This window comes from Streptomyces sp. TLI_146, from assembly GCF_002846415.1.
GTDB lineage: Bacteria > Actinomycetota > Actinomycetes > Streptomycetales > Streptomycetaceae > Streptomyces.
The window spans coordinates 584,630-597,711 of record NZ_PJMX01000001.1; the positions used below are offsets into that span (position 1 = coordinate 584,630).

The window sequence follows — 13,082 nt, forward strand, 5'->3', positions numbered from 1 at the left end:
GATCTCCTTGTGTTTGCGACTGTCAGCGGGCGACCGTCCATAGGCGGATCTTGTTGTCGGCGCCGGCACTGGCCAGGAGCTTGCCGTCGGTGGTGAAGGCGACCGAGTGAACGGCGCCCGCGTGCCCGACGAGGGGGTGGCCGAGTGGTTGCGGTTCTCCCGGGTCGGTCAGGTCCCAAAGGAGCACCTTCTTGTCGGCACCGGCACTGGCCAGGACTTTGCCGTCGGCGGTGAAGGCAAGGCAGTAGACCGCATCCGTGTGACCAGACAGAGGGGCGCCGATCTGGGTCGGGTTCGCGACGTCGGTCACGTTCCACAGGCGGACCGTCCTGTCCCCGCCTGCGCTGGCCAGGAACTTGCCGTCGGGGCTGAACACCACGCTGTGGACGCGGTTCTTGTGACCGGGGACGGGCGCGCCCGCGGTGGCCGGCGGGGTGGCCACGTTCCACAACAGGATCGAGTTGTCGGCGCTGCCGGTGGCCATGAGGCTCTGGTCGGGACTGAATGCCACGGAGAGGACTGCGTCGGTGTGGCCGGTGCCGGGACGGCCCATCAGTGTCGGCTTTACGGGGTCCGACACATTCCAGAGGCGGAGCGTCCGATCCGCGCTGCCGCTGGCGAGGATGGTGCTGTCGGGATTGAAGGCGACCGAGAAGACGGCGCCCGTGTGGCCGGTGAGGCGGCTGAGCGGTCTCGGTTTCGCGGGATCGGTGGTCATCCACAGCCACACCGCGTTGTCGTTACCGCCGCCGGCCAGGAGGCCACCGTCGGAGCTGAACGTCACCGCGTCGACGTTGTCCGTGGGGGCCGTGAGGGACAGGAGGGGTGCCGCTGTGGCCGGGTCGGTCACCTTCCACAGCCGGATGCTCCGATCGGCACTGCCGCTGGCCAGGATCTCTCCGCCGGGGCGGAACGCCACCGACAGGACGGGGCCCTCGTGAGCGGCGAGGGCTTGCCCGGAAGAGTGGGCACCGGTCACCTTCCTCGCCGGGGAGCCACTCGACGACGCTCCGCTGGCGCCCGATGTGTCGGGATCCGCCCCGCCTTTGAGCAGCCACTCCAGGGCCGCGGCACCGAGGGCCACACCGGCAGTGCAGCCCGCGACCAGAAACCCACGCCGGTTCCACCGGGTCGGCGGCTTCCTCTCGGCGTCGGTCGTACGGCTGGAGTGCGCTGCGGTAGGCGGGCCCTTCACCAGGGTCAGGCCTCCCGCCGTGTTCATCACCCGCCGCTGGGGCAGTGGTAATGACCGGGCGAGGAGGTGGTGGTGCACCGTGTCGTACAACGCGTCGAGGGTGAGCGGATCCGGGCGGCGCAGCGCCGCGAGGAGTGCCTCGGTGAAGGCGGTGTGGGTCGCTCCCCGCAAAGCCAGCGAGGGCTTGGTCGCCGATGACGAGGCGAGGACGTACGTACCGGCGATGTCGATCTGGCCGCTGATCAGCCCTTGCTCACCCCCCATCGGTCCGGCCGCCCGGCCGGAGAAGCAGCAGTCCAGTACGAGCACGCTCACCGCCGCGCGACTGTCGACCATTGCCTCCCGCAGGACGTCGTAGGGGAACGCGGTCACGCTCGTCCGTGCCGGGTCGGTGTGGAACACGGCCAGATGGAGCCTGCCTTGCCCGTCGACGACTCCGTGACCCGCGTAGTAGACGAGCAGGACGTCCGTGGCCTCGTCGGCGGCCTTGGTGACGCGGAGCCCGAAGTCGGTCGGGAGTTGGGGCTCGTCGACCACGAGGCAGTGCTCGTCCGGCAAAGTCCCGTTGACCGGATCCGTGAGGACCGCCCTGAGATCGGCGAGGTTAGCCCGCACCGCCGGGAGCCCGGGCAGTTCGGAGTGCTCGTAGCGGCTCACGCCGATCAGGACGGCCCGCGAAGCAGCCGGGTCCGGGAACCGAGTCACTCCGGCGTCCCCTCCCCGCCCCTGCCTGTCTGCCTTTCCACCAGCAACCGTTCGACGACCTCGACCAGTTCGGAGACGTCGACGCGCTTGCCGTCCACCTCGACGGTGCGTCCGTTCTCGTTGGTGACGGTGATCCGCAGGTCCGCACGGCGATGCTGGAACCAGGTGGCCAGAGCGCCGATCAACGCGCCGACCGCGGCCGCGCCCACGCCGCCGGGACCGAGGGCCACCACCAGGGCGTCCAGCCCTCCACCCATCTCACCCGGCGTGATCGGCGCGTGTTCGACGCGTACGCGTCCGCGCAGCGCGTCCTCGTGTCCCAACCAGTTGAAGAGGGATCTCAGCTCGTCGGGTCCGTCGTGGGTCTCGCCGGACCCGGAGGCGGTACGGATGCGCAACTCTTGAGATGTCGCCGATGTCACCCGCTCATCATCCCGCGCAAGCGCCGGAATCGGGCCGAATCTCAGCACTTCGCCTTCTGCACCGGATGAGCCCCACTCAACGGTGACGAACCGTCGCATTCCTGGAGGGGGGCGGGCGGCTCCTCGCACGTACGTGGTGCTCGAAGCAGCTACCTGCCTCCAGCCGCCCCAGCTCGACAGTCAGCGGGCGATGGAGATCGCGAAGGGGGTGAATCCGGTGGAGCGGATGACGTGCGGTACGAACAGGATCGCGGCCTCTGTGGCGCGGGCGGTCCGGATCCCGCCGAGGTCGGTGATCCAGTCCTTTTGCCAGCCGAGGTCGGTGAGCAGTTCGCGGACGATCTGCTTGGCCTGCGGGTCCTCGCCGGAGAGGAACGCGGTCGGCGTCTGGGAGAGCGTGGCCGGTGAGGTCATCACGGGGAAGAGCATGGTGTTGAGTGTCTTGACGACACGCGTTTCGGGGAGCGCTTCCTGGAGTTGTTCCGCGAGGCTCGAGCCGGGGTAGATCAGATCGGCGGGCAGTCCGTCCGGTCCGTCGGTGGTGGCGTTGGAGACGTCGACGAGGATCTTGTCCCGGAGTTCGTCGCGCAGAGCGGCGAGCCGGTCCAGCGAGCCGGCACCCGGGGTGGCGTTGATGACGATACGGGCAGTGCGGGCGGCATCGGCGGCGGCGCCCGGCGTGCGGTCGGCCACGGTCACCTCGTGTCCTGCCCGGGTGAGGGCTGCGGCGAGGTTGCCGCCGACGCGGCCGTTTCCGAGAACTGCGATCTTGGTCATGATGATCTGGTCCTTCCGTACGTGCGTTGTGGGTTGTGGTGCGCGGTCAGCGCGAGAGCGTGGATACGGCCTCGGCGTGGACACCGGGCGCGGCAGCCACGAAGCTCTGGCTCTGCGGGGTCCAGGGGCGGCCCTCGGCGTCGGAGATCCGTCCGCCGGCCTCAGTGACGAGCAGCGCTCCGGGAAGCAAGTCCGCGCGGGCGCCGGAGTACTGCCAGAAGGCGTCGATCCGGCCGGCGGCCACGTTCAGCAGATGCAGGGTCGCGGGTACGGCGACGCGGACGACGAGCGCGTCGAAGAGCATCGCGGTGATCGAGGAGCCGACGCGCCGCACGACCTTTTCATCCTCGTCCGGCCGGGCCTGGCTGGTGGCCACGATGCTCAGGCCGAGGTCCGCGGTCCGGGAGACGTGCAGCGGCCTGCCGTCGAGGTGGGCGCCCGCGCCGGTAAGCGCGGTGTAGGTCTCGCCGGTCAACGGCAGGTGAACCACGGTGAGCACCGGCTGGTTCTCCCGCACGAGGGTGGCGGTCACCGCCCACTCCGGCAGGGCGTGCAGGTGGTTGACGTTGCCTTCGGCCGGGTCCACGACCCACCATTCGCCGGACGGCAGCGCGCCGCCGTCCAGTTCGTCCTCCACCCAGCCGGCGTCCGGGCGCAGGCGGGTGAGGCGGGGGCGCAGGATGTCGAGGGCCGTGTCGTCGTTGGCGGCGAGCGCGCGCATCAGCTCTTCGCGGGTCTGGTAGCGGACTACCTCACCGAAGCGCTCGCGCAGCGCCGAACCCGCCTCACGCACGGCGATCGCGGTCTCGGCGAGCAGGTCGGCGTCGGAGGCGGCGATGTCAGTGGTCTGAAGCGTTTCGGACATGGTGGTGTTCCCGTCTGAGGAGGGGTGCTGAGGCCGGTGGAGGCCCGAACTGCGCGTTGCTTGTTGCGCTTTCGCCTCAACGGTATGCAGCCCCACAGTTAACTTCAAATGCATGTTAGGCACGGCTAGGATTACTCACATGCAATTGGATTTGAACCTGCTCGCCGCGCTCGACGCACTGCTGGAGGAGGGCAGTGTGGCCGGGGCGGCAGCGCGCCTGCATGTCACCGCCCCCGCGATGAGCCGGAGTCTGGGCCGGATTCGGCGCACCACCGGGGATCAGATCCTGGTGCGCACCGGTCGCACGATGACCCCGACGCCGTATGCGATCGCCGTCCGGGAACAGGTGCATGAGCTGCTGCACCAGGTCCAGGGGGTGCTGGCACCGAGCCGTGAACTCGATCTGGCAACGTTGGAGCGCACGTTCACGCTCCGCTGGCACGATTCCCTGGTCGCGCTGAGCGGCCCCGCACTGCTCGCGGCCGTGCGCGGACAGGCGCCGGGCGTGCGATTGCGCTTCGTCGCGGAATCGAGCATCGACACCCCCGAGTTGCGGCGCGGCGAGGTCGACCTGGAGGCGAACGCCAGCCGCCCGAGCGCACCGGACATCCGTGCCGAGAACGTGGGCGAGACCCGCCTCGTCATCGTCGTGAGGCAGGGGCACCCCCTCACCCGCGCCAGGACCGTCACCGCGAAGCGGTACGCCGCCGCCGAGCACGTCACCGTCTCGCGACGTGGAAATCTCAGCAATGCTATCGACGACGCCCTCGCGCGGCTCGGCCTCACCCGCCGCGTGGTGGCGACGGCGCCCACGGAAGCGGCCGCGCTGGAGTTCGCGCGCGGCTCCGACATCCTGCTCAGCGTCCCCGAAGCCACCACGCGGTCAGCGGCCGCCGACCTCGGCCTGGCCGTACTCCCCCTCCCCCTCGAACTGCCGTCGGCACCGATATACCTGTCGTGGCATCAGCGCTACGACACCGACCACGCCCACGCCTGGCTGCGCGAGCTGGCGCGAACCGCGCTGGCCACGTGAGCAGCGTCGTAGTCGGTGCCGTCCGGCCGGTTCACCCGTACGTCCGCAGTCCACGCGACCCACCACGGCGATCTGCTTGAACGTCAGCAGCGGCTTGTGTGTGCGGGTGCCGGCCGTGGAGCTCCGACACATCAGGCCGGTCCTTGTACCCAGGGGCCGGACGGGCGTTGGCGCCCGCAGGTCACCAGGGGATGACGCCGTCGTCTTCGAAGAACGAACCGGTCGGGCCGTCGTCGGGAAGCGTGGCGAGCCGGATCGCGGTGGCTGCGCCCTGCTCGGGAGTGCGGGATCCGTGGAAGCCGGTGAAGTCGGTCGCGACCAGACCCGGGCAGGCGGCGTTGATCAGGATGTTCGTACCGGCGAACTGCCGGGCGTACTGCACGGTGATGGCGTTGAGGAACGTCTTCGACGGCGCGTAGGCCGCCATGACGGGGCCGATCTCGATGTTCGGGTCCGCCTGCCGGGTCAGGGAGCCAACGCCGCTGGAGACGTTGACGACGCGCGGTGACGTGGAGCGCCGCAGCAGCGGCAGCAGCGCGTTGGTCACGCGGATGACGCCGAGGACGTTGGTCTCCACGACCGTGCGGACCACGTCGAGGTCGAGTGCGGTCGGGTCCTGCACCCACCCCGGGCCGGACTCTCCCGAGATCCCGGCGTTGTTGACCAGGACGTCCAGACGCCCGGCCTGCCGTTCGATCAGTTCCACGGCATCGGTGACACTGCGGTCGCTGGTCACCTCCAGCGGCACCCCGAACGCGTCCACCCCGGCGGCGCGCAGCTTCTCCACGGCCGTCTCGAGCCGGGCCTCGTCCCGGGCTCCCACGCCCACGCGGTATCCGAGGGCACCCAGACCGTTCGCGATCTCGTACCCGATTCCCTTGTTCGCGCCGGTCACCAGCGCAATCTTCGTTTTGCTCATGGCATTGATGCTCACTCACCGACGGCGAATGCGACCAACACCGATACGGCATCCAGTGATACTCGTGGGGTATCACCGGGGAGTACGCTCCGGGCATGGACACCCTGGAGACCCGCGAGCTGAGGTACTTCGTGGCCGTCGCCGAGGAGCTGCACTTCGGCCGCGCCGCAGAGCGGCTCGGCATCGCCCAGCCACCGCTGTCCCGCGCGATCCAGCAGCTCGAACGACGCCTCGGCGTATCGCTGCTGGACCGCAACCGCCGCGGCGTCTCGCTGACCGGCGCCGGAGAGGTCCTGCTGTACGAGGGTCGTGCCGCCCTGCACGCGACCACGGCCGCCGCACGCCGTACCCGTCGCGCCGGTGGCGCCGATCATCCAGGTGGCGCCCGCGATCGCCTGGTGCTCGCGGTCAAGGCCGCCGCGTCCCAAGAACTGCTGCGGAAGCTTCTCGACGCCTACGCGGCCCAGCCCGACGCCGCCGAGATCGAAGTGCTGCCATGCGGTATCGGCGAACAGGAAATACTGCTGCGCGACGGCCGCGCCGACGTGGCCCTCATGCAGACGCCGTTCAACTCCCTCGCCGGGTTCGACAGCGAGGAACTACTGACCGAGGGGCGGATCGCCGTCCTGCCCGCCGGGCACCCTCTCGCCACGCACAAGACCTTGTCCCTGGCAGACGTCACGGACGCCCCTGATCTTCCGCTCGCCCGCTGGCCCCGCGACGGCGCCTACCCTCCCGGCCCCGGCCCCGAGGTCCGCGACCAGACCCAACTGGCCCAGCTGATCGCCCTCGGACGCACCGCGGCCATCTGCCCCGAATCCTCCCGCGCCTGGCTATGGGTCGAACACACTGCCGTCCCCCTCACCGACGCACCCCCTGTCATCACCCACATTGCCTGGCCCCCACACAGCCGCTCCCGCGCCCTGGCCCAGCTGATCCGGACGGCCACCGAGCTATAGCCACCGGGAGCAGACGTCCGTCAGAAGCCACTGCCGCATCTCCCATGGCAGCTCCAGCCCCGTGCGGAGTTCCGATCGGCTGATGGCCGTCAAGCTCCCGGGCCTCTCGTCCGTGATCACCGCCAACTCGCAACATGGCGTCAGCCGGCCGCAGGAACCTCCGGCGTCAGCCTGCCGTTGCGGTAGGTCCAGCTTTCTGTGGCTTGCCCGGACGGGCAGCAGTTGGCGTCGCCTTGCTGGTAGTAGGTGTCGAGAACGATGACTTTCCCAGGAGTCATTTCCTTGACCTCCAGGAAGTTCGGCGGTTCTCCGAGACGGGGCTGACTGCTTGTGAGTGTCCCGAGCAATTCCAACCGGCCCGTTGAACCATCGAAGACCATGACACCCATGGCCCTTTGCCCCGCTGCCGTCGCATTGTGGTTCGCGCACAGGACCGGTAGTGCTGCCTCGTCGTGGCCATCCCCGGTGATGTCGCCATAAGCGATCTTCTCGACGTAGGCGGCCACGTCCTGCGGCATATCCTCCTCCGGGCCGTCGAAGTCGGACGGCACATTGGTAGCCGTGCCGTCGTGCAGGCGAATCGATTTGGGGGACCGGCAGAGAGACCCCGGAATCGTCGAAGACGGCCAGTCCACAGTGTGCAGGTTGACCGAGGACAGCGTCCCAGGCTGTGATGGCTGTGGGTGGGACGTGGTGGGAGTCGTGGTTGCCCTGGCCGGAGATGCATGGGTTCCCTCGTGCAGCCACCTGTAACCGAAGGCTCCGATGACAGCGGCCAGTACCCCCGCCAGGGCGACCAATGAACCACTGCGAACCCGCGCTGAGTTCATTCCGATCACTCCTACTGTCCCTGAGCGTCGATCTCGGCGAAGGGGTCCGTGACCTTCGGCTCCTGTGTGGGCCGCGGCTTCAGATCCTGATTGAGGGTGTACTGCTTCGACGCCGAGCCGGACACGACTTCGAACGGGTCGTCGCCCCGCCCCCCGTCACCGACTTCCAGCTCGCCCGACTCTGCTCCACTCTTCCATTCGATGACGAACTTGAAGCGGTAGTCGTGCTCGTTCGTCATCGGGACAATTACCGCTGTCTCCGGGTCGTCACTGGTGACCTTGTACGGGAAGCTGCTGACGCGCCGTTTTCCGTCGTCATCCTTACCGTCCCTGAACTTGAGCTGTGGCCGCTCAGTATCCAGGTCGACCAGGAAACGGCTCGTATTCGCATCGCCGCATTCTCCAACTGTGCGAAGACGCAACCCCTTAGGGGCATCCTTGACGGATACCGGCTTCACGGTAATGCGTTCGATAACGACCGCCTTCGACGACTTGCCCTGAATCAGCAGATTCACGATCGTATAGTTGGCCGGCTTCGCCTCGTAGCGGGTATCGAAGGTAGACGTCTTCCAGTAGTTGGGATCGCTGCCGCTCCAGCGTTTTCCGAACTCCTGTGTGACCGCCGTCAGGGACGGGGACTTCAGAAACACCTTCCCGCCGCCGCCCACACATACATCCCAAGGGTCCACAACCGTTGCCTCGGCCGTGAACGGAACGCCCTCGTCCACCGCGGGTGAAACGAACCAAGCCTTCACGTGACTCACCATGGAGGAGAAGACGCCCTCAGCCTCACCACTCACGCCTGCTGTCAGTCCAGCTGCGACGGCGGCGGCCACCCAGGTCTTCATCCGCTTGGCATGTCCGGCTTGTGGTGGGTCCTCGCCGCTCTCTCCCTCGGACTGATCCGTTCTGTCCGGTGTCGTCTCTGCCACTTCAACCCCCACTGCTCGCAGAGAAGCACAGTGTGGCGTCAACGGCCCACCCATGTAGGGCTTTTGTAAAAGTGGTCGGCTCCGGGCAGGCGGCGGCAACGGGCACGGCAGGCAGATCAGGAGAAGTGGACCGCGCCGTCATCGGGGTTGCCGGACTCCAGGGCGGCCAGTTCCTCCTCGGACAGGCGCAGAGAGCCGGCCGCCACGTTCTGGGCAAGGTGGTCGAGGTCGCCGGTGCCGGGAATGGGCAGGACGTGCGGGCCGCGGTGCAGCGTCCACGCCAGCCGGACCTCGGCGGTGCTCACCCCGCGAGCGCGGGCGACGGCCCGCACCGTGCTGCTGTCGTCGGCGGGCGCGCCTGCGGTTCGTCCGCTGCCGGCGATCGAGTAGAACGGCACGAAGGCGACGCGTTGTTCACCGCAGAGGCGCAGGAGTTCCTCCTGCTGGGCTGAGCTGCCGATGCCGTACATGTTCTGGACGCAGACAACCGGCGCGATGGCCTGGGCCTCGGCGAGGTGGTGGGGACGGATGTTGGACAGGCCCAGGTGGCGGATGAGTCCGGCGTCGCGCAGTTCGGCGAGCGCGCCGAAGCGTTCGGCGATGGAATCGGTGCCGACGATGCGCAGGTTGACCACATCGAGGTGGTCGCGCCCGAGCTGGCGCAGATTCTCCTCGACCTGGCCGCGCAGTTGTTCGGGGGTGGCGTGCGGCAGCCAAGCACCCGAGGGATCGCGGCCGGGGCCGACCTTGGTGGCGATCACGAGATCGTCCGGGTAGGGCGTCAGAGCACGGTTGATCAGCTCGTTGGCGGAGCGCAGCGACGAGAAGTAGAACGCCGCGGTGTCGATGTGGTTCACGCCGAGCTCGACCGCCCGGCGCAACACCTTGACCGCTTGGTCGCGGTCGCGCGGGACGGCGTCGGGCGCGAACGCCTCGCCGTGCTGGGGCAGGCGCATCGCGCCGAACCCGATCCGGTTGACGGTGCGGTCGCCGAGCTTCCAGGTGCCCGACGCCGCGGCAGTGATCGTCTGTGAAGTCATGGCGTGATGATCGACGCCCAGTACCCTGAGAGGCCATTGATTAACGTATACATGAATCCATTGAGGGGTGGTTGTCGTGGCGGAGCTGGCGTTCTCGGCGAACGATCTCGCGCAGGTGCGGTTCGCCATCTCGCCGATGTGGGAGGTCGCGCCCAGCTTCCGGCTGCTGACGGCGGCCGCCGCGCACCCGGTCCACCGGCCCTGGGTCGAGCAAGTGCGGCCCCGCCTGCTGGCCGCCGGCCTGGACCGCGGATGGCTTGCCGAGCTGGTCGGACCCTCCGGATACGTGCCCGACTTCCTCACCCCGGCCCCCACGGGACCAGCCCCCACGCCGACGGCAGAGTGGGATGCGATCTTGGCCTCTCCCGCCGACCGGGTACGTCACGACCTTGACCACCTCGCCCGCCACCAAGGGCATCTGGGCCCCCGGCTATCGAGCCTTCGCGCCGACCCGGCCTCCCGCCTGGCCAAGGTCACGCAAGAGCTCGAAACGTACTGGGAATTGGCGCTCGCCCCATACTGGGCACGGATCAGGGCCGTACTGGACGCTGACATCTTCCATCGGGCTCGCACAGTCGCCGAACACGGCGCGGGCCACCTCTTCAACGACCTGCATACCTCGGTGAGCTGGGACGACAACACACTCCGACTGCTCCACCGCAAGCGAAACATGCCACGCCACTCCGCCGGCGCGGGACTGCTCCTGATCCCGTCCGCGTTCACCGGACCCGGCCTGCGCACCCAGGTACGGCTGCCGGACCCGCCGCAACTCGCCTATCCGGCACGTGGCGTCGGCACACTCTGGGAGACCCGGCCTGCCAACGGTGTCAGTGCCCTCACCCCCGTCCTCGGCCGCTCACGCACACTGCTGCTGACCGAGTTGGAGACCCCGGCCTCCACCACCGAACTTGCCCACCGAACCGGACTCTCTCCAGCCGGGGTATCCCAATACCTCACCGCACTGCGCAACGCGGGTCTGGTCAGCGCCCACCGCGTTGGCCGTTCCGTTCTCTACGCCCGCACCATTGCCGCGGAGGTGCTCCTTGAAGCCGCCCTGGTCTGAAGGCCCATACGTCAACCTCCGAAGGTCTTACGGAGCCGACTGCTCGGGGGCGAGAAGCCCCGTTCAGGGCAGGTGACTTGGCAGCTGTTGCCTTTCGGGAGGCGGCGGGGTGGTTGATCGGCGGGCGTATCCGACCGGTGCGCGGCGGACGTGACGGGAACGGACCGCCTCTGCGCCCACGACGGCGCCTGGCCCGGCGTGCCGAAGGCACCGGCTCGCCGGTTCACCTGGTCCGATCACGTTCTCACCGGCTCCTCGCTGCCCAGTGTGGACCGGCGCCCCCGCCGACCGGAACCTGTGTGGGCCTGCACGCAATCTCGCCGGTCAGCAGGCCGCCCCCCTGCCGGGAGGTGGAAGCCCAAAAACCATCTGGTGCGGTACGAGCCGGGCACGGCGCGCCGCGCTGCTCGCACGCGGCGGCTGGGAAGCCCTGTTCCACACCCTGCACCACTCAGCGCGCTGGAGCTATCCAGTGCTGGAACTCGACTACCCCGTCGACCAAGAGATGCATCTCCAAGGTCGCGGCCTGGTCCTGCAGCCGTCATTTTTCTGCCGCTACAACGTCACCAGCCTCGCCGACCCGCGACTGCCGCCCGTACTTGTCTACCCCATCGACCACGACCCCGACTGGGCTCTGCCCACCCTCCCCGCGGAACAGACGAGGTCGCTCACCACGCTGCTCGGCACCACCAGGACACAGCTTCTGTACGCGGCGGCGGACGGCATGGCCACCACTCAGCAACTGGCCCACCGCGCCCACACCACACCCCCCAACGCCAGCCGCCACCTCACCGCCCTCCGCGAAGCCACCCTGATCCACAGCCACCGCAACCGCAACACCGTTCTCCACACCATCACCCGCCTCGGCACCGCCTACTCAACGGCCAACAGCCCCCCGTCCCCGTTTGATTGCCACCGCAGACTGCGTGACATCGCGGCGGGTGGGCCGGTGTCGTGATCGAGGTATGTGTGCGCCGTTTCCATCGTGCGAACCCCCTCTGCCTGGCGGTGACGTTCGTCGAGCAGATCGCGGGATTGGCCACCCCGCACAGCCGATACACCCCTCTGCCGCATGGGCTGTTGACACAGATCGGCCGTGCCTGGCGGGCCACCCGGGAGCCCGCCTGCGGGCAAGAGCGACGGAGTCATCTCGTCGGTCTGTGCGTCGGTGGCTCGTCGAGGACACCCCCGCTCGATTTCCCTACCGGGAGCACGAAGTTACCTATCGAGGGTGTTTGTCGGTGGACGGAACAACCAACCTCATCCACCAACCTCTTTGTCTCACAGCCATGGTGTGATCGTGGCGTATCCCGTGAACGCGTCGGCCGACGGTATGAGCCACCTCATATGGCGGGGAACGCCTACGGCTCGCGGTAGCAGGGCTACACCTATACCTCTCCTGGAACTCCACTGCCCCTGAAGAGGGTTGCCGCGGAGCACGAAAATCCGCGCGCCCTTGCCAGCACCGTTCAGGGTTGTTCACCATGTGCGCACACGGTTTCTCTGGACCAACCTCCGTGCATCTGACGAGGTTTGAGTCGAGGCCGTTGTTCATCCACCTCATGCTGGAAGGTACCCCCGTCATGCCTGCTTTCACGTCTGCCCTGACCTGCCTGCCTGCCCGCCTGCGCGTCATGTCCGCAGCCGGCACCGTCGCCATCGCCGCGACGGCGGCACTCACCCTGACCACCGCTTCCCCCGCAACCGCGGCCCCTCGCCCCGCGAGCAAGGCGCAGGTGTCCTCCCCCACCATGGACCAGTGGATCGGCAGGGCTCTGGCCATCATGAAGGCCAAGCACATCCCCGGCTCCTACGCCGGCATCCTGCGAAACATCAAGCGTGAGTCCGGCGGCAACCCCCGGGCCGTCAACAACTGGGACTCCAACGCCCGCGCCGGCACCCCCTCCAAGGGGTTGCTCCAGGTCATCGATCCCACGTTCCGAAGGTTCCACGTCGCGGGCACGGCGTGGGACATCTTCGACCCGGTGGCCAACATCGCCGCCGCCTGCAACTACGCCGCTCACACCTACGGCTCCATCGACAACGTCAACTCCGGGTACTGACCCCTTCGATACGGGCACCACCGCAGAGCCTCTCTGAAGTCGATCGCGCACGTTGCGCCGGTAGTACGACCGTTGCCGGATGGATGAAGCACGTACGGAGACCCATCAGGAGGGTTGCTGCGGTGGTGCCGAGCCAGACGCAGTCGCCGCTTGCCATATCGGGCGGCGACAGCTCGGCGCGTGTGAGCCTGTTGATGGCTCGTTCGACGGTCTTACGTATTCAGCAGGATCATCGCGCCGATCCCGATCGCGAGGTCGCCGACGGGCGTGGCAGGGGCT

At 68.2% G+C, this 13,082-nt stretch carries 13 protein-coding genes; 5 read left to right on the forward strand and 8 right to left on the reverse strand.

The genetic code is table 11. The annotated features are described in order from the left end of the window. Positions 1-22: 22 nt before the first annotated feature. The 4 genes from BX283_RS02730 to BX283_RS02745 all read right to left on the reverse strand — a co-directional run bounded on the left by BX283_RS02730 (position 23) and on the right by BX283_RS02745 (position 3,964). Positions 23-1,900: a caspase family protein gene (locus BX283_RS02730; protein ID WP_101386062.1), complete on the reverse strand. Its 1,878-nt coding sequence runs from the start codon at positions 1,898-1,900 to the stop codon at positions 23-25. After that, positions 1,897-2,421, reverse strand: a complete 525-nt coding sequence (locus BX283_RS02735; protein WP_143676359.1) for a hypothetical protein — start codon at positions 2,419-2,421, stop codon at positions 1,897-1,899. The genes BX283_RS02730 and BX283_RS02735 overlap by 4 nt, the downstream gene beginning before the upstream one ends. 81 nt (positions 2,422-2,502) lie before the next feature. After that, positions 2,503-3,099: an NADPH-dependent F420 reductase gene (locus tag BX283_RS02740; RefSeq protein WP_101386064.1), complete on the reverse strand. Its 597-nt coding sequence runs from the start codon at positions 3,097-3,099 to the stop codon at positions 2,503-2,505. Positions 3,100-3,145: 46 nt separating this feature from the next. Beyond that, positions 3,146-3,964 (reverse strand): 3'(2'),5'-bisphosphate nucleotidase CysQ, encoded by an 819-nt coding sequence (locus tag BX283_RS02745; RefSeq protein ID WP_101386065.1) that lies wholly within the window; start codon positions 3,962-3,964, stop codon positions 3,146-3,148. A gap of 139 nt (positions 3,965-4,103) precedes the next feature. Here BX283_RS02745 and BX283_RS02750 point away from each other — a divergent pair, with 139 nt between their 5' ends. Further along, positions 4,104-4,997, forward strand: coding sequence for a LysR family transcriptional regulator (locus BX283_RS02750; RefSeq protein WP_101386066.1), 894 nt, complete (start codon positions 4,104-4,106; stop codon positions 4,995-4,997). Positions 4,998-5,178: 181 nt separating this feature from the next. Here BX283_RS02750 and BX283_RS02755 read toward each other — a convergent pair whose 3' ends face one another. After that, entirely contained in the window at positions 5,179-5,916 is a 738-nt protein-coding gene (locus tag BX283_RS02755; RefSeq protein ID WP_101386067.1) for an SDR family oxidoreductase, read from the reverse strand. Positions 5,917-6,011: 95 nt separating this feature from the next. Here BX283_RS02755 and BX283_RS02760 point away from each other — a divergent pair, with 95 nt between their 5' ends. Beyond that, the gene (locus tag BX283_RS02760) at positions 6,012-6,875 is read left to right on the forward strand and encodes a LysR family transcriptional regulator (protein ID WP_101386068.1); all 864 of its coding nucleotides are present in this window, start codon (positions 6,012-6,014) and stop codon (positions 6,873-6,875) included. Positions 6,876-7,015: 140 nt separating this feature from the next. Here the strand turns inward: BX283_RS02760 and BX283_RS02765 are convergent, their stop codons facing one another. The 3 genes from BX283_RS02765 to BX283_RS02775 form a co-directional block, all read right to left on the reverse strand. Then, positions 7,016-7,510: a hypothetical protein gene (locus tag BX283_RS02765; RefSeq protein WP_143676360.1), complete on the reverse strand. Its 495-nt coding sequence runs from the start codon at positions 7,508-7,510 to the stop codon at positions 7,016-7,018. 206 nt (positions 7,511-7,716) lie between these two features. Continuing rightward, on the reverse strand, positions 7,717-8,637 hold the full coding sequence (locus BX283_RS02770) for a hypothetical protein (protein WP_143676361.1): 921 nt from the start codon (positions 8,635-8,637) through the stop codon (positions 7,717-7,719). A gap of 116 nt (positions 8,638-8,753) precedes the next feature. Beyond that, positions 8,754-9,677 (reverse strand): oxidoreductase, encoded by a 924-nt coding sequence (locus tag BX283_RS02775; protein ID WP_101386071.1) that lies wholly within the window; start codon positions 9,675-9,677, stop codon positions 8,754-8,756. Positions 9,678-9,753: 76 nt separating this feature from the next. Here BX283_RS02775 and BX283_RS02780 point away from each other — a divergent pair, with 76 nt between their 5' ends. The 3 genes from BX283_RS02780 (at position 9,754) to BX283_RS02790 (ending at position 12,803) form a co-directional block, all read left to right on the forward strand. Next, the gene (locus tag BX283_RS02780; RefSeq protein ID WP_373979099.1) at positions 9,754-10,740 is read left to right on the forward strand and encodes an ArsR/SmtB family transcription factor; all 987 of its coding nucleotides are present in this window, start codon (positions 9,754-9,756) and stop codon (positions 10,738-10,740) included. Positions 10,741-11,212: 472 nt separating this feature from the next. Further along, on the forward strand, positions 11,213-11,698 hold the full coding sequence (locus BX283_RS02785; protein WP_101386072.1) for an ArsR family transcriptional regulator: 486 nt from the start codon (positions 11,213-11,215) through the stop codon (positions 11,696-11,698). 625 nt (positions 11,699-12,323) lie between these two features. Beyond that, positions 12,324-12,803: a transglycosylase SLT domain-containing protein gene (locus BX283_RS02790; protein ID WP_101392091.1), complete on the forward strand. Its 480-nt coding sequence runs from the start codon at positions 12,324-12,326 to the stop codon at positions 12,801-12,803. Positions 12,804-13,082 lie beyond the last annotated feature (279 nt).